The sequence below is a fragment of the Pseudoalteromonas sp. J2K-J979 genome (genome assembly GCF_058169715.2).
The window spans coordinates 829,581-846,498 of the sequence record NZ_CM200282.1; the positions used below are offsets into that span (position 1 = coordinate 829,581).

Below are 16,918 nucleotides of genomic sequence, written 5' to 3' on the forward strand. Positions count from 1 at the left end.
GTATTCACACGTTAATTCAGTCTATTTTTCGTCGTGCGGGTAAGAAAGTAAAATTGTTTTAACGCGCTCAACCAGATCTTTTGGCGTCTCTAAACTAAACGCTAAACAAGGTGCGCCAAAATCATATTCTTTAATCGCAAATAGTTTTTCGACATGATTGTATTCAAGGTCTAACGCTTTGAGTTGGGTGATCATTGAGTATTCTGTTTGCATTAAGAAATCGAGCCGACCAGCTACAAATTTACGGATAGTCGCGGCAGAATCATTGGTGAGGTCTAAATTTTCTCCTGCTACAAAACCATGGTTAAGCAAATATTTGTGACTGCTGTCATTTTTATTGCTGCCAGTGCGATATTTAGACGCCTCTGCGATGCTTTTAATCTGTACATCAGGGCGGCTACGCAAACGATAAACATAAATTTTCACCGCGGGAATTAATGGACAAACCCATTGAAACCAGTTTTCTCGTTCTGCGTTTTTGTAAATAGAATAGATCATTACATTCGGTTGAGATTGGGCTATATGCATAGCTCTCATCCACGGGTAGCTGTGTAATGTATAGTCAATATTGGCCTGAGCCAGCACTTCCTTTACTACTTTCGTAGAGCGGCCAACAATTTCGCCTTGTTCGTTAGTGTAGTTAAACGGCGGCCACTCTTCTGTTACTACTTGCAACATTACAGGCTCGGATGACACATTCAATGTCATGCATAACATCGAAACTAATCCAAACAAAAACAGCCGTTTAATCATAAAAAATCTTTTAAAAACCAAGGTATCAACAAGTATAGGCAAACACATAAATTCTGCCTTTTATACACATTAATAATGTAAAGGGGCTTTACACCTCTTTGAGGCAACGTATGTTCTAGTTAAAACCACGAAAAAAGGGCAACTTTCGTTGCCCTTTGCTCAAAATATACTTTCTTACGAGTATTTGTTTATCTTATTAATTGGCTTTCACTGACAATGTCATACCCGCTGCCGCGCGGTAACCATAAATATCGATGTACCAAGTACCGGCTGCCGGTGAAGTGAAGCTACATGATTCATTGTTGCCATTTTCATATGGGCGACAATCATAAGCTGTTGATGTTGACTGTGCACCTTGACGGATATACATATCAGCATCACCTGTACCACCCGATAATGCAACATCAAAACTTGAGTAACCTGCTGCTAAGTCAATGGTGTAACGCGTCCATTGTCTTCTTGCTACAGATACATCGCTAATTGTTTCATCGATAACAGGAAGCGTACCGCCACCATTACCGCTCTCAGTGAATGAACCAGTTAAGCTCACACCAGAGAAAGCGCTGTATGCTTTAAGACGAATATAGTAAGTACCGCCCGCTTGAGTCACATCACATGATTCATTATTACCATTTGCATAAGGACGGCAATCGTATGAGTTATCGGTTGGTGCTGAACCAAACTTAACATACATATCGACATCACCTGAGCCACCGGCTGTTGTGAAGTTAATTGCTGACGCACCTGCAGGAACATCCATAGTGAACATAAGTTCAGCACCCGTTGCAGCAGATAAGTCAGCTTTAGCAGTGCCATTAACTAAGACTGTGTCTCCTGTTGGAGGTGGTGGTGTCGTACCGCCGCCATTGCCGTCACACCCGTTTGCAGTGATATAATCAATTGCATCTTTAGTTTGCGCTAGACCAAAACCAAACTTCACATCACGACCTGCAGCACCTAAGTCTTGTGCTGTCGTATTTAGCACGTTACGAATTTCTACGTTGGTACAGCTTGGGTGATGACTCCACACCAATGCCGCAACACCAGCAACATGTGGCGAAGCCATAGAAGTTCCGCTCATGTTACCGTAGTTACCAGTACCAATATTGATGCTTGCAGATAAACCAGCGTTCGCTTTCATTGCAGCGCCATCAGTATCAGAGACTGTCACAGCAGGAATTGTTGTTGCGTTAGTATCGCCTAACGTACCACCAAATGAACCCGCGGCATTGTTATAGATAATCGCACCTACACCACCAGAGTCTTGACAGTTTTTCACTTTGTCATGGAAAGAGATGTTACCACGTTGAATTAAACAAATGCGACCAGATGCACCGTTATCAATGCTCTCACCCGTTGCTAAGTCATACAACGCACCGCTTGCTTGGCCCGAGTTTTCCATTGCGTTAGCGGCATAACCAGCACCTGCCACAGCAACTTCAACAACTGAGCCTGTCCCTTCAGGATAAGTTGAATAGACATCAACACCCGGACCTGAAATTTCTACTTGGCCATTTTTTTGCGAAAAATCTGCCAATGCTTTATTGCTATCGATTGCCGCAACAGACATTACAGAATCGTATGAAGCTGGGAAGCTTTCGATATCCGTTGTACTTGTCGCTACGCCATCGTTACCTGCAGCGGCAATTAGTAACATACCGCTATCGTAAGCAGCTTGAATACCATTACGTTCAGTATTGTTTGAACCAGAACCACCTAAACTCATGTTTACAACATCAGAGCCAGCTGTTTTACATACATTTATCGCGCTAACTAGGTCAGATGAGTAACCCCAACCTGCAGCGTTAAAGACTTTAACAATGTGAAGGTTCGGATTTGAACCAATGACACCACGCACACCCATACCATTATTAAGTGCAGCAATCGTACCTGCTACGTGAGTGCCGTGTGGACCGCCGTGGTTATACCAATTACCAGTGCCACTATCGTTAGTACCCGTTACTGTATCGTTACGCGTTCCCATATCTTCATGTGGTAAATCTAGACCTGAGTCGATAACACAGATTTTTTTACCGCCAAGTGCAGCTGAAGCCACGCTATCATCTACTTGGTCAGCTTGCACCATAGTGATACCGTAGGTTAAGTTTTGCGCCATCAAACGACGCGGTAAATCTTCTTCAACGTATTCAACGTTGCTATCCATGCGGAGTTCAGCAATATCTCGAGCTGTTAATTCAGCCGATAAAAGATTTAGCGCCGGGTGCTCTGTGCGAATTTTCGCGCCTAACGTCGCTAATTTTGACTTCACGTTCATTGCACTGGCAGTTGCTTGGTTATCAACACCAAACTCAGCCGCCATATTGTTTTTATATTTAACAATGTAACGTTTCGGTAAAGGAGAATTTTGCTTAACTAAAGTTGAATCATCAGAAATTTGCACACCCTGTGGCTGCGCTGCATATAGCGCGGTAGACACCGCCATTGATAATGTACTTGCGGTGATCAGTAACTTCGTTACTTTTTTACTATTTTTGTTTTGCATAAGATGTTTCCCGTGATGAATATCATTTTGTCCCTAAAGGACTGAACAAACGATAACACCATCAACAAAAACTTAACACAAAGTTAACACTTGATTTGTTAACGAATGTAAACAGGGACAAAAGACCAAACCTAGACAATTGAAATTAATACAAATTAAAATTACACGTTAAATTTTAAAGAACAAAAAAACACCTGTTAGATGCTATTTCACTCAATAAAAACGCAACAAAACACATGAAAGTGGAACTATTTGCCAAAAAACCAACTAAAAATGTAACAAAAATACCCTATCAATCGCGACAAATATTTAATTGCTATTTACGCAACATAAAAACAGCCAAATACAAATACAAATACATCTAGCTAACAAAGGTAAAGATTAAAACTTTCGTTGATATTGATAATAATTCTCAATACCATTACCGCTAATTTTTTTGCCATGGAATGTAGTAATGCTAAACACCCCTTTACCTTTCACCCTCCTTGCATTGTCTTCGACACTCTTTACGCCTCACGCCTTTTCAAACGAACAGCAAGATATCGAGCGTATGGTGGTAACAGGAAGCCGAGTTATTGAAAGTATTGATGAGATTCCAGCATCAATCACCATCATTAGCCAACAAGAAATCCAAGAGCAGCTCAAAATCACACCAGAGCTACAAAACATGCTTGCGCAATTAGTACCAGGTATGGCTCCATCCACTGGCACATCCAGTAACTCATCACAAACGCTTCGTGGTCGAGCGCCATTAGTCATGATCGATGGCGTGCCACAATCGACCCCGCTTCGTAATGGTTCATTAGGGATTAAATCTCTCGATCCAAGTGCAATTGAGCGCATTGAAGTCATTAAAGGAGCAACCAGTATTTACGGCAATGGTGCCGCTGGCGGAATCATCAACTACATCACTAAAAAAGCAGCGACAGATAAAGCCTTGGCTGGGTCGGTCAGCCTTTCGACCCGTTTCAGTGCAGTTAAAATTGAAGATACAGCAGGTATGCGTTACCAAGCTGAAATAAGTGGCCGACGCGATCAATTTAGCTACGTTGTCACGGGGTCATACGAAGAAAATGGCTTACAACGCGACGCTGAAGGTGATGTGCTCGGATTAGTCTATGGTCTCTCCGAGAGTGAAACTCAGAACCTATTTACCAAACTCACGTACGAATTTGATCAAGATAAGTCGTTAAAATTCACTTACAACTATTATGAATCACAGCAAGATTCAGATTTAATCGATATTAGTGGCAGTGTTAATTCAGGCGTTAAAACTTACGCAGTAAAAGCGCCGAGTCGCAATCATAAAATCGGTGCACCGCAAGGCCCTCGTGGCAATCACAATGCGATGATCAATTATACCGATCACGCCTTACTGGATAACACCCAGCTCAGTATCGATTTATATAAACAAACAATCGAAAATGTCTTTTTCTTTTCAACCAATTTAGCCAATCCAGATCTTGGGCTAACGGGTGGCCAATCAATGATTAAATCTGACAAAGCAGGTCTTCGCATCACTGCGAATACTCAAGTCGATTTCAATAACGTTGAAAGCACCTTTATTTATGGGATTGATGCATTAAGCGACGCATCCTCGCAGCCTTTACTCGATGGACGGATGTGGGTGCCAGAAATGGAGATGGATAACCTCGCAGGGTTCTTGCAAACAAAGTGGGTTATTCAAGATGATTGGGTGGTTAAAGCGGGATTACGGAAAGAAGAGATCGATCTCTTCGTCGATGACTACCAAACCCTAAAGTTATGCCGAAATGAGCAGCAATGTTCTGTCGCAATGGATGTGAAAGGCGATACCCTCAATTATAACGCCACAACCTATAACCTTGCCCTAAAATACAACGCTATAGCTGAGTTCAGCCCATTTGTTAGTTTTTCACAGGGCGCAGATATTTCTGACACCGGACGATTACTTCGCTCTGCAACTGTCAATGACATTGCCGACATTCATACGCAAGCGTCGATTATCGATAACATAGAAGTCGGGTTTAACTCAGAGTTTGAACGAGTGAGATTTGAATTTGCGGCCTATCGCAGTACGTCTGAATTTGGTACCGGAAGCAAATTTAACGAGCAAACAGGCATTCATGAGCCAATCAGGGCACCACAAAAGATTTGGGGTTATGAAGGCTTAGTTAATTACCAATTGAGTCACTCTCTATCGGTCAATGCCACTTATAGCTGGGTAGAAGGGAAAGACACCGATAAAGATACCTATTTAGGTGCCAGACAAATCTCCGCACCAAAAGGGACCATCAATGTACGTTGGCAAGCCCTCGACAACGCCTCTGTGACAATGAACTATCTGTATGTGGGTGATAGAAAGCGTTTTGAGAAAAATGCAAAAGGTTTATGGGTGGGTGATCAGGGACCGATTGAAAGTTACCATGTGTTTAATTTAAGCGGCCAATACAGCTTTGATAATTTCCAACTGTATGGTGGAATTGAAAACTTATTCAATCAAGATTACTATTCTGCCCGCTCACAGGCATACACCTACAACGGGTACAACAGTAAAAGCTTAGGCACAACCGTAAACTTAGGTGTGCGAGTTGCTTTCTAGCGCAAATCAATCAACCAATAAAGCAAAGTAATTTGCTTTATTGGTTTAACCAAATAATCACAGCCACAAACACCGTGACAAACACCGCAGCCGCAGGCCACTTTATTACTTTCAATTTTTGATTTTTTAATTTGTTAATGGCTGCCGCTTCTGTACAGGCTGCAATTTTATCAACATAGCTATAACCAGAATCTAAATAGTTCTTGCAAACAACTTCATCAGCGGGAATAGCTGTCAGTTCGTTATTTTTCTTTAGGACATAAAAATCCATCTGCGCACCATTTATTTTATTATTTGATAGTTTTAAGTTGCTAAGCACCAAGCGATTAACAAAATTACTTCAGTATTATTGCAATTTGCACTGCAAAAAAGTGGGCCGAATTTAATTACAATTAGTGACCAATTACAACCCTTTTTATCAAATATTTCGTTCTAAGCTTAGGTGAAAATCAACCATATAGAGCTAACAGCCTAAAAATGGCTGTAAAGCCCCTTTACAACATGTCAAAACACTCACTAGACAAAGGTCTAAAGCATGTAAAAGAACCCTAAAACAATTAAGCAGCAGGTAAATAAAATATGCGGAGAACTCGTCACTTGCTCACTTTGTTTTTTAAAGCTTTGCAAGGCTGTTTTTTCGCTCCATGCACTCATTTTTGCAACAAACGCATAACCCGAATCCAGATATTGCTGGTACACAGTATGCTCAGCGGCAATGGCTGTTAACTGCTGCTCTTTTTCTAAAATATAAAAATGCATAATTTAAAAACCTCTTATATTTTGGTCTTAGCATTACCTTAGAACTCGCTGGCTGAACAGGTACTGAATTATTTTTTCGTAACAAAAAAGACTGGCTTCGCCAGTCTTTTATCACAACTAAAATGCTTAGGCTGATGGTAATTGCTTTTGTTGCTCAGCAGCTTCAATTTCCTTTTTCAGCGCTGCACGCATCGCCGGACGTGCCGACATTTTCTGGTGAAAACGCAGTAAGTTGTCGGGTAGCACACAGTCACTTTTCAAAGCCCACCCGAGAGTGTGCGCCAATAGAATATCGGCAACCGTTATTTTATCACCACAGCAATATGGCGAATCCGCAAGCAACATTGCGGCTGTTTGAGCTGCTTTATTAAATTCCCAGCGGGCCGTGTCGGCTATTTGTGGGCAACGCTGTGGTTCGGGGAGCGCAAACTTATGTTTTGCAAGCGTCCATAGGCCTTGTTCAAGCTCACTGACAATAAAACTACACCACTGCCAATGCTTCGCACTTAAGGCACTTGCCCGCACAGGTAACCATTGTTCTTGCCCGTATTTTTCAGCTAAATAAATACAAATAGCCATCGATTCCATAAGGGTGGTACTGCCATCAACCAGCACAGGAATTTTTCCTTCTGGACTTAAAGCGCGAAATGGGGCCCCGTGCTGTGCGCCTTGTCCAAAGTCTATAAATCGATATTGCCAATCGAGAGCTAACTCTTCGAGTAACCACGACACACGTAACGAACGAGATCGGGGGGTGCCATAAAGCTCAATCATATTTGCCTCTTTATATTTATCTAAAAAATCACCGTATTAGCATCAAGTATTCACCCTTCAGTCATCGTGAAAATATGGGACTAATCGCGAATACATTGATAAACCCTACGCATTCTGAAAAGGTCAATGTCTAAAGGGTAACTCACCTTTGAACAAACGAAAAAACAATTATAATACAGGAACCTCGATGAACTTTAAGCTATCAAAAGCTGCAGCGCTCGTACTGCCTCTCACTTTGTGCTGTGTCGCGAATGCCAGTGCCGTTCAGCAAACAAAAGGCCACTATGTGGATAAGTTTCGTCAACTCGATGAAATACTTCCGACTCCAAACGTGTACCGTAATGCGGCCGGTGAACCGGGGCATCAATACTGGCAACAACAAGTCGATTACGATATTGACGTTGAGCTTGATGAAAAAAAACGTCGCTTAAGCGGCAAACAAACGGTACGGTACCAAAACAACTCACCCGACACATTAAAGTACCTCTGGTTGCAACTCGATCAGAATATCTATCAAGCCGATTCAATTGCTGAAACCACGCGTACTTTTTCGAGCAGCTTGCAAAGCGGGCCGAGTTCAAAACCCGCTAAACTGAGCTTAAACCAGTTACGCCGCCAACAATTTTTAGCTGATAACGAAATGGGTTATACCATCAGCAATATCAGCGATGGTTCAGGTAAAGAACTCAAAGCCACAGTCGTAGGTACGCTGATGCGGATTGACTTAAATCGCCCCCTCAAACCGGGTAAAGACACCGAATTCACACTCGATTTTGCGTTTAACATTGCCGAAGAAGATGCCATAGGCACCCGTTATGGTTATGAGCATTTTGAAGAAGATGGCAACGATATTTTCCTGCTTGCCCAGTGGTTCCCGCGCTTAGCCGCTTATACCGATTACGAAGCATGGACCAATAAAGAATTCTTAGGCAGTGGTGAATTCACCTTAGAGTTTGGTGACTATGACGTAGACATTACGGTGCCAGCCGATCACTTAGTCTCTGCGACTGGTGAGTTAACCAACGCTAAAAAAGTACTGACCAAAACACAGCTTAAACGCTTAAAAGAAGCAGAAACAGCTAAACGCCCTGTCTTTGTGGTCACTGAAGAAGAAGCAATTGAAAACGAAAAAGAAGGCACCGACACACTCAAAACATGGCGTTTTTCAGCTAAAAATGTCCGTGACTTTGCATTTGCTTCGTCGCGTAAATTTATGTGGGATGCACGAGGCTACCAGCAAGGTGGCAAAGAGCAACCGCTGGTGATGGCGATGTCTTTTTACCCCAAAGAAGGCGGCGACCTATGGAAAAAGTATTCGACCGAATCTGTGATCCATACCATGGAAGTCTATTCGCGCTTCTCGTTTGATTACCCTTACCCTGTTGCTCAATCAGTAAATGGTCCTGTCGGTGGCATGGAATACCCGATGATTACCTTCAATGGACCACGTACTGAGCTACAAAAAGATGGCACTCGTACCTATACACAAGCCGAAAAACGCTTTTTGATTGGCGTTGTTATTCACGAAGTCGGTCACATTTACTTTCCAATGATCGTCAATTCAGATGAACGTCAATGGACCTGGATGGATGAAGGATTAAATAGCTTCCTCGATGGTGTCGCTGGTCGCGAATGGGATCCAATGATCCCTTGGGGCGTGGAGCCACGCGATATTGTTGATTATATGAAGTCACAAAACCAAGTACCGATCATGACCCAATCTGATAGTGTGTTACGTTTAGGCCCCAATGCGTATACAAAACCGGCAGCTGCATTGAATATTTTGCGTGAAGTGATTTTAGGGCGCGAGCTGTTTGATTTTGCTTTTAAAGAATATGCTCAGCGCTGGAAATACAAACGCCCGACCCCATCGGATTTTTTCCGCACCATGGAAGAAGCATCGGGTGTTGATTTAGATTGGTTCTGGCATGGTTGGTTTTACACCACAGATCACGTCGATTTATCTATCGATAAAGTCTACAAATTACGTTTAGATACCAAAAATCCCGATATCGACTTTGCCCGATTACGTGAAGAAGAACTCAACAAACCTTTATCTTTGCACGTAAAGCGCAATCGTGAAGAAGGCAAAGAGCTTTGGGTCGACAAAAACAAAGACATCACAGATTTTTATGATGACAACGACCGTTTCACTGTCACCAATAAAGAACGTAATGCCTACCAAAAATTCCTAAAAGGGCTCAAACCTTGGGAAAAGAAAACACTCGAACGCGCCCTTAAAGAAGACAAAAATTACTATGTGATGGAGTTTTCAAATCATGGAGGCTTAGTCATGCCAATTTTACTGCAATTGACTTATACCGACGGTACGACTGAAGACCAGTACATTCCTGCTGAAATTTGGCGTCGTAATGACAAAAAAGTCCAAAAACTGATTGTCACAGATAAAAACAAAGCGCTTAAAGACGTCACTGTCGATCCGAGTTGGGAAACCGCCGATGTCGATATTGAAAATAACCATTATCCACGTCGAATTATTCCATCGCGTATTGAAGTCTTTAAAGCTAAAAAACGTACTGGTAAAGTCAACCGAGACATTATGCAAGACATTAAAACTGAACTGAAAAGAGACGAGGCTAAAAAGGAGTCACAAGACAACAATGAGCCTGATACAACACAAGAGCCACAAACATGATTAAGTCCATACTAGCCTTGTCTTGTATCTTGATGAGCAACTGTGTAAATGCTCATCAGCTCAAGTCAGCCATTACCACCGTATTATTTAATGAGCGCACTCATAATTTAGAGGTCATGCATCGGTTTTATTTGCATGACAGCGAGCACGCAGTGCAGCAACTTTACAATAAAAGTGCCGACTTACATAAAGACACACAGACTCAGCAACAATTCGCTGATTACGTGAAAACACAATTCAAGTTAAAAAGTTTGGCAGACAGCCCGTTACTTCTTGAAAGTGTCGGGCATCAAATCGATGGAAAGTTTTTTTGGGTCTACCAAGAAATGCAAATACCGCAAGAGGTAAAAGGACTCAAAATGTCTCATGGCGCCTTAAGGGACTTATGGCCAGCTCAAGTTAATATGGTCAACATTGAAGGCAAAGGGGAGATTAAAACCCTCACTTTTACTGGCAATGACCAATGGTTAAGCACTATTTTTTGACTTAAACAGCAAGGCTTCTGGGCCATTTCACTCTCGTGAAATGGCTTTTTTATACCGTAAACCCCCTTTACAGATAAAATGTAAACCCCCTTTACATTCACGCGCTTGATTTGCTCAAAAGAACCTATCTTGGCAGCAAACTATTTGCCATACTTTATCGTATAGCCACACAAATCTTAAAAACGATATCCATACATGATAGACATTACTAAAATTCGCGGCTTCATATTCGATTTAGATGGCACGTTAGTCAGTTCCAAGCTCGATTTTGCGCTGATCCGCAAGCAAATAAATTGCCCTGCCGACCAAGATTTACTAACGTTTATTACCAATATTAAATGCCAACAGCAGCAAGCCACCGCATTGGCTAATGTTCATCGACACGAACTTGAAGATGCCCATGATGCAGTTTTACTTCCAGGAGTGTTTGAATTATTGACATCACTAGAGCAAAAAAAGATCCCTACCGCGATTGTGACCCGCAATTACCGCGAAGCTGCGCAAATAAAAATGCGTAACAATCAAATCAATATAGACACACTGATTACGCGTGATGATGCTCCGGCAAAACCCGACCCTAGCGCTTTATTGCAACTGACTTCACAATGGCAAATTCCCAGCCAAGAACTGATTTATATTGGGGATTACCTGTATGATATTGATGCTGCGATTAATGCGAATATGCGCAGTTGTTTATATGTTGAAGGCGACCTTCCTCATTACGCAGACAAAGCCGACATGGTTATCTATCATTTTGATCAACTGACTGAAAAGTTGCGTTAAATTACCGATTTTAACCGATTGTATCAACGCGGCTATCTGGCATAATCAAGAACCTTGATGATTTTGGAACCCTTGATTATGATAGATTTTCGTTCAGATACCGTGACCCGCCCCAGTGAAAAAATGCGAGCAGCCATAGCCTCGGCATTGGTTGGTGACGATGTGTATGGCGACGACCCAACGGTGAATCATCTAGAACAATTTGCTGCACAGCGCCATGGTTTTGAAGCTGCAATTTTTTGCAGCTCAGGCACTCAAGCTAATTTACTTGCTTTAATGGCGCACTGTGAGCGTGGCGATGAATATTTATGTGGCCAACAAGCGCATAACTATAAATTTGAAGGTGGCGGTGCAGCGGTACTTGGCTCAATTCAACCCCAACCAATCGAAAACGAACCTGATGGCACCCTCGATTTTATAAAACTTGCTGCCGCTATCAAACCAAACGACCCTCATTTTGCCCAAACCAAATTACTCAGTTTAGAAAATACCATTAATGGTAAAGTGTTACCGCTTGAGTATTTAGCGGCTGCTCGAGAATTTGTTAACCAACATAACCTTAAGCTACACCTTGATGGTGCCCGTGTTTATAATGCCGCGATAGCACAAAATGTTGATATTACTGCTATCACCCAGCACTTTGACTCAGTCAGTATTTGTTTATCAAAAGGGCTCGGGGCGCCAATTGGCTCTTTATTATTAGGTGATGAACAGCTGATAGCTAAAGCCCGACGCTGGCGTAAAGTACTGGGCGGCGGTATGCGCCAAGCCGGTTTACTCGCCGCAGCCGGGCATATTGCATTGACTGAAAACGTATCTCGCTTAGCTGATGATCATGCCAATGCTCGCTATCTCGGTGAGTGCCTAAATAAATTAAGTGGTTTTGAAGTCAAGCTTGATCACATCGAAACCAATATGCTATTTGTAAAAGTTGATCCCGCGATTGATATCAACACGCTAGCAATTCATTTAAAAGCACAGGGGATTTTAATAACGCCAAGCCACCTAATGCGTTTGGTATTGCATTTAGACATTAATAGAAGTGACATTGAACAGTTTATTCAATATGTGACCTCTATCTTGCATTCAGTTTCCAAACACAATAAAAACATGATTGGAATAGATTAAGCAGCATGTAAATCACAAAAACTAGCATAAACGATAAATACATTAAACTATCACTCAATAAGTGATTGTTATTGGCCTAAAATAAACATTTTTTATTTTCAATAGTTTTGTAACTATTAAGGTAAAAGGTGATAAACAACCATTGACCCAATAAAGGAACTGATGTGCTTTTTTTGGCACAAGTAGTATAAAGGAAGATGAAAAAGTCGTTTAATTCAGGTTGGGGTAACGCATGTTAGCTTCGTTATTCCACCACTTGGAGTTTTATGAAAAAATATACAAATCTTGCTTATTTTATTACAGGAATATTTGTCGGTTGTATCATCACTAGCAATATAGATTTAAACGATACCAATCTTAAGCAAATACAAACAGCCACACCTAATGATTTAAAAAAAGCACAAGTAATACCTAAGCAGCATGAAATAAACCAGGCTCCCCTCCCACAAGAATACTCAACTGAGGTAAATCGCTTTACAACTCAGACCACTAAAGCTGACAATCACCATACAGAAAGAGCTGATGCTGAAGATAAGCAATTAGCAGGATCTGCAGAACCCCATCAGCAAACCTACATACCCTTTGCAGATCAAAACTATGACTTTGAATGGGCTCCAGTACAAGAAGCTATATTGACTGATCTTTTTTATTCTCATGAAGTGTTAGCCTCATTTAATCCAGAGTCTTTGATTGCAAAGAGATAACATGCCTAATTCGCATACCTTCATCTGCCGTAACTAGCTTTAATTATGGAGTTAAAATAGGTCAAACACTCGAAGAACTGGGCTATTCTGATAAAGCTTATTCTTTCAGCACTGTAGAAAAAGATGGGCATTATGAAATTTTATTGGGTCGTTCCAAGCATAGTCTCGATGGTTGGTTAGACTCAAAATCCAATACAGACAAACACTAACCAACAACTATTTTACATCCCGCGAATCATCCACTCTATACATTATGTTAAATAGACGTTTTTTAACATTTCTGTGTAAATAACTGTCCAGAAATTTATTAACCTACTAGCCCTGATTTAAATCACTTGGTAAAATCGGGGCAATTTAATTTTCCCAACATGAAGAGTGATTAAGATGGGCAGAGCATTTGAAGTTCGTAAAGGTTCAATGATGAAAACGGCGGCCGCTAAGACCAAAGTTAATTCAAAGTACGGTAAAGAAATCTACGTAGCAGCAAAAAGTGGTGGCCCTGATCCTGATACCAACCTGACTCTTCGTCGTTTAATTGATAAAGCTAAAAAAGACCAAGTCCCTACTCATGTTATCGAAAAAGCCATTGAGAAAAGCCAAGGGGTAGGGGGCGAAGATTATTCACCTGCGCGTTATGAAGGGTTCGGCCCAGGTAGCTGCATGGTGATTGTTGACTGTTTAACTGATAATCCAAACCGTACGATTAAAGATGTACGCTTAGCCTTTACAAAAACGGAATCTAAGATTGGTAGCCCAGGCACAGCTGCTCATTCATTCGATCATTTGGCTATTTTAGGCTTTAAAGGCGATGATGAAGATGCCGTACTTGAAGCCCTGATGATGGCAGATGTCGATGTGACTGACGTTGAGCAAGACGACGATATGATTTCGGTACTTGCTCCGCATACTGAGTATTTCAAAACCAAAACAGCCTTGCTTGAAGCGTTTCCTGATACAACGTTTGAAATCGATGAAATTACTTTTGTACCGCAGGTAAGCACTGAAATTTCAGGCGACGATATTCCGGTATTTGAAAAATTTATGGCGATGCTTGAAGATTGTGATGACGTACAAAACGTTTACCACAATGCGATTATTAAAGACTAATAATTCACCTTATAGAGAGCCGAGTTTTTTACTCGGCTTTTTTTGGATCACGATTTAACTAGCTAAAGAACATAAAGATCAGACTTTTACTAAGTGAACACTCTCAATTAATTTCCCTATTTTAAAATCCATTTTATGTCTTTTTAGTTCAAAAAACGTGCAAAAATTATCTCAATAAATCAAATTAGTCTTCATTTTCTCCTTAAGGCTATTAATTTTTGTATCACAATCCAAAAAAATACTAACTCACTGTTTTTTAGATCATGCTTTTATCAACTCTTCTCAATAATTAGGCAGATTCAGATCATTTTTTTACTAGCTAATTGCACATTTCAGAAACTGTAAACCCCCTTTACAAAATTATTACAACAAGCATGAAAAAAGCCATGCTATTACTAGTCATGGCTTTAAACATCAAATAAATAGGGCTTAATGATTAATTATTTGTTTCAATTTACGACGAGAACGATGCAAAACAGGCTCAGTGTACCCATTAGGTTGATTCACTCCTGCTAACACTAACTCTAAAGCCGCTTGAAAAGCGATATTGTTAGTAAAATTCTGATCTGAACCAGCCATGTTAGTATAATTCTGATCCTGTGCATTTTGTTGATCGACGATTTTGGCCATACGCTTCATGGTCTCGATGACTTGCTGTTCAGAACAAACTCCGTGACGTAGCCAGTTAGCCATGTGTTGGCTCGAAATTCGCAACGTGGCGCGGTCTTCCATCAATCCTATATTATTAATATCGGGCACTTTTGAACAGCCAATTCCTTGATCAATCCAGCGGACAACATAACCAAGGATCCCTTGCGCATTATTATCGAGTTCAGCTTGAATGACCTCAGGCGTAAGAGAGTTGACATCTGCACAAAGGGGAGGGGTCAAAATATCATCCAAAGACGCTAAAGGGCGCTGCATAATTTTATCTTGCTCTCGAAACACGTCAACGTGATGGTAGTGCATTGCGTGCAATGTGGCGGCAGTAGGGGAGGGCACCCAAGCCGTATTGGCACCCGATTGTGGGTGAGCTATTTTTTGTTGCATCATCGCAGCCATATGATCAGGGATCGGCCACATCCCTTTGCCAATTTGTGCTTTATGACTCAGTCCAGCGCGCAAACCTACATCCACATTCCAATTTTCGTATGCTTGAATCCATTTAGCCGCTTTGATATTTGCTTTAGGCTCAACCACACCCGCTTCCATCGAGGTATGAATTTCATCACCGGTACGATCTAAAAAGCCAGTATTAATAAACACAACACGCTCTTTAGCCTGATAAATACATTGAGGAAGGTTCACTGTCGTGCGGCGTTCTTCATCCATGATGCCCATTTTTAAAGTGAATCGGGGCAGCCCAAGGGCATCTTCGACTTTACTAAATAGTGTATGGCTAAATGCCACTTCGTCTGGACCATGCATTTTTGGTTTAACGATATTAATACTTGCTGCAGTGGAGTTTTTAAACTGGCTTAATCCATTCAGATCATGCATCGCGGCAACAGAAGTGATCATAGCGTCCATTATCCCTTCGAACACTTCTTCCCCCGATGCATCTAAAATAGCCGGGTTGGTCATTAAATGGCCCACATTTCGGACAAACATCATGCTGCGACCTTTTAACGAGAAAGTTTCGCCAGTCAAGTTAGTATAAACATGATCTGGCGCTAATTGACGCTCAATAGTTTGACCATTTTTTTCGAGTTTTTCTGTCAGCGTGCCTTTCATCAAACCTAACCAATTGCGGTAAACTTGTACTTTATCCTCTGCATCGACAGCCGCCACTGAGTCTTCGCAGTCCATAATCGTTGTTAGCGCAGCTTCAAGCACGATATCTTTAATCCCTGCCGGATCAGAGCCGCCGATGGCACTGGCATGATCGAGATGAATTTCGAAATGCAGTCCATTATTTTTGAATAATAAAGTGCTGGGGTTTTGTGACTGCCCAACAAAGCCACATAACTTATCGGGTTCAGCCAATGATATTTGGCGGCTATCTTCAAGAGTTACTAATAATTGGTTGTTATTAATAGAATAATTGGTGCTATCGCAATGTGAGCCAGTAGACAGAGGCAGAGCAGTATCTAAAAACTCACGGCCATAACGGATCACTTTTTTACCACGTACAGGGTTATACATCCCTGACTTTTCTGCGCCATCTTCTTCGCTAATAGCATCCGTGCCATACAGCGCATCGTAGAGCGAACCCCAGCGCGCATTTGCAGCATTAAGCGCAAATCTAGCATTGCTAACGGGCACGACAAGCTGAGGACCCGCGAGAGAGGCAATTTCGGGCTCAACATTAGCAGTGGTGATTTCAAAAGGGGTCACTGCAGGGGCTAGATAACCAATATCCGTTAAAAACTGACGATAATGTTCGGCATTCAAACTCGGATTGTGCTGATGGTAGGTATCAATGAGCGATTGAAGTTGGTCGCGCTTAGCTAATAAACCCCGATTAATTGGCGTTAACTCATTGATGATTTGTGCAAATCCATGCCAAAAATCATCTGCTGACAACGATAGTCCTGCTAAGGCTTCTTGGTTAATAAATTGGTATAAAGTGGGATCAATGCGCAATCCTGCATGCTCAATACGCTTAGAGAGGGAAGTGTCTTGTGTGCCATTCATAAATCGCTACCTTTCAATCTTGCTGTGAGAGATCACACCCAACTCCAT

13 protein-coding genes are annotated in these 16,918 nt (G+C 41.6%); 7 read left to right on the forward strand and 6 right to left on the reverse strand.

What is annotated here, in order from left to right; genetic code table 11:
• Positions 1-21 precede the first annotated feature (21 nt).
• Positions 22-753: a substrate-binding periplasmic protein gene (locus tag AC3KVK_RS20110; RefSeq protein ID WP_490310599.1), complete on the reverse strand. Its 732-nt coding sequence runs from the start codon at positions 751-753 to the stop codon at positions 22-24.
• A 196-nt stretch (positions 754-949) separates the two neighbouring features.
• On the reverse strand, positions 950-3,256 hold the full coding sequence (locus AC3KVK_RS20115; protein WP_490310598.1) for a S8 family serine peptidase: 2,307 nt from the start codon (positions 3,254-3,256) through the stop codon (positions 950-952).
• 454 nt (positions 3,257-3,710) lie between these two features.
• Between AC3KVK_RS20115 and AC3KVK_RS20120 the strand changes: the two genes are divergently transcribed.
• Complete coding sequence (locus AC3KVK_RS20120) at positions 3,711-5,837, forward strand: TonB-dependent receptor (RefSeq protein ID WP_490310597.1); 2,127 nt, start codon at positions 3,711-3,713, stop codon at positions 5,835-5,837.
• A gap of 37 nt (positions 5,838-5,874) precedes the next feature.
• On the opposite strand, the gene AC3KVK_RS20125 is transcribed toward AC3KVK_RS20120, so the two are convergent.
• The 3 genes from AC3KVK_RS20125 to AC3KVK_RS20135 all read right to left on the reverse strand — a co-directional run bounded on the left by AC3KVK_RS20125 (position 5,875) and on the right by AC3KVK_RS20135 (position 7,370).
• A complete protein-coding gene (locus tag AC3KVK_RS20125; protein ID WP_490310596.1) occupies positions 5,875-6,108 on the reverse strand; it encodes a hypothetical protein in 234 nt (77 codons plus the stop codon).
• Positions 6,109-6,365: 257 nt separating this feature from the next.
• A complete protein-coding gene (locus tag AC3KVK_RS20130; protein WP_490310595.1) occupies positions 6,366-6,596 on the reverse strand; it encodes a hypothetical protein in 231 nt (76 codons plus the stop codon).
• A gap of 126 nt (positions 6,597-6,722) precedes the next feature.
• Positions 6,723-7,370: a glutathione S-transferase family protein gene (locus AC3KVK_RS20135; RefSeq protein ID WP_490310594.1), complete on the reverse strand. Its 648-nt coding sequence runs from the start codon at positions 7,368-7,370 to the stop codon at positions 6,723-6,725.
• Between the two features lie 187 nt (positions 7,371-7,557).
• On the opposite strand from AC3KVK_RS20135, the gene AC3KVK_RS20140 reads away from it, so the two are divergent.
• The 6 genes from AC3KVK_RS20140 (at position 7,558) to AC3KVK_RS20165 (ending at position 14,233) form a co-directional block, all read left to right on the forward strand.
• Positions 7,558-10,026, forward strand: a complete 2,469-nt coding sequence (locus AC3KVK_RS20140) for a M1 family metallopeptidase (protein ID WP_490310593.1) — start codon at positions 7,558-7,560, stop codon at positions 10,024-10,026.
• Complete coding sequence (locus AC3KVK_RS20145; RefSeq protein ID WP_490310678.1) at positions 10,026-10,511, forward strand: DUF6702 family protein; 486 nt, start codon at positions 10,026-10,028, stop codon at positions 10,509-10,511. The genes AC3KVK_RS20140 and AC3KVK_RS20145 overlap by 1 nt, the downstream gene beginning before the upstream one ends.
• 195 nt (positions 10,512-10,706) lie before the next feature.
• Positions 10,707-11,294, forward strand: coding sequence for an HAD family hydrolase (locus tag AC3KVK_RS20150; RefSeq protein WP_490310592.1), 588 nt, complete (start codon positions 10,707-10,709; stop codon positions 11,292-11,294).
• A gap of 78 nt (positions 11,295-11,372) precedes the next feature.
• The gene (gene ltaE, locus AC3KVK_RS20155) at positions 11,373-12,422 is read left to right on the forward strand and encodes a low-specificity L-threonine aldolase (RefSeq protein WP_490310591.1); all 1,050 of its coding nucleotides are present in this window, start codon (positions 11,373-11,375) and stop codon (positions 12,420-12,422) included.
• A 266-nt stretch (positions 12,423-12,688) separates the two neighbouring features.
• Positions 12,689-13,126, forward strand: a complete 438-nt coding sequence (locus AC3KVK_RS20160; protein WP_490310590.1) for a hypothetical protein — start codon at positions 12,689-12,691, stop codon at positions 13,124-13,126.
• A 384-nt stretch (positions 13,127-13,510) separates the two neighbouring features.
• Positions 13,511-14,233, forward strand: coding sequence for a YebC/PmpR family DNA-binding transcriptional regulator (locus tag AC3KVK_RS20165; RefSeq protein ID WP_490310589.1), 723 nt, complete (start codon positions 13,511-13,513; stop codon positions 14,231-14,233).
• A 429-nt stretch (positions 14,234-14,662) separates the two neighbouring features.
• Here AC3KVK_RS20165 and AC3KVK_RS20170 read toward each other — a convergent pair whose 3' ends face one another.
• Positions 14,663-16,870: a malate synthase G gene (locus AC3KVK_RS20170; protein WP_490310588.1), complete on the reverse strand. Its 2,208-nt coding sequence runs from the start codon at positions 16,868-16,870 to the stop codon at positions 14,663-14,665.
• Between the last annotated feature and the right edge of the window lie 48 nt (positions 16,871-16,918).

Excerpts from the sequence above, each read along its gene's own strand:
- AC3KVK_RS20170 (WP_490310588.1), bottom strand. The coding sequence starts at position 16,870 with ATGAATGGCACACAAGACACTTCCCTCTCTAAGCGTATTGAGCATGCA.
- AC3KVK_RS20135 (WP_490310594.1), bottom strand. The coding sequence starts at position 7,370 with ATGATTGAGCTTTATGGCACCCCCCGATCTCGTTCGTTACGTGTGTCG.
- AC3KVK_RS20140 (WP_490310593.1), top strand. The coding sequence starts at position 7,558 with ATGAACTTTAAGCTATCAAAAGCTGCAGCGCTCGTACTGCCTCTCACT.
- AC3KVK_RS20115 (WP_490310598.1), bottom strand. The coding sequence starts at position 3,256 with ATGCAAAACAAAAATAGTAAAAAAGTAACGAAGTTACTGATCACCGCA.
- AC3KVK_RS20120 (WP_490310597.1), top strand. The coding sequence starts at position 3,711 with ATGCTAAACACCCCTTTACCTTTCACCCTCCTTGCATTGTCTTCGACA.
- AC3KVK_RS20160 (WP_490310590.1), top strand. The coding sequence starts at position 12,689 with ATGAAAAAATATACAAATCTTGCTTATTTTATTACAGGAATATTTGTC.
- AC3KVK_RS20125 (WP_490310596.1), bottom strand. The coding sequence starts at position 6,108 with ATGGATTTTTATGTCCTAAAGAAAAATAACGAACTGACAGCTATTCCC.
- AC3KVK_RS20110 (WP_490310599.1), bottom strand. The coding sequence starts at position 753 with ATGATTAAACGGCTGTTTTTGTTTGGATTAGTTTCGATGTTATGCATG.
- ltaE (WP_490310591.1), top strand. The coding sequence starts at position 11,373 with ATGATAGATTTTCGTTCAGATACCGTGACCCGCCCCAGTGAAAAAATG.
- AC3KVK_RS20150 (WP_490310592.1), top strand. The coding sequence starts at position 10,707 with ATGATAGACATTACTAAAATTCGCGGCTTCATATTCGATTTAGATGGC.
- AC3KVK_RS20130 (WP_490310595.1), bottom strand. The coding sequence starts at position 6,596 with ATGCATTTTTATATTTTAGAAAAAGAGCAGCAGTTAACAGCCATTGCC.
- AC3KVK_RS20165 (WP_490310589.1), top strand. The coding sequence starts at position 13,511 with ATGGGCAGAGCATTTGAAGTTCGTAAAGGTTCAATGATGAAAACGGCG.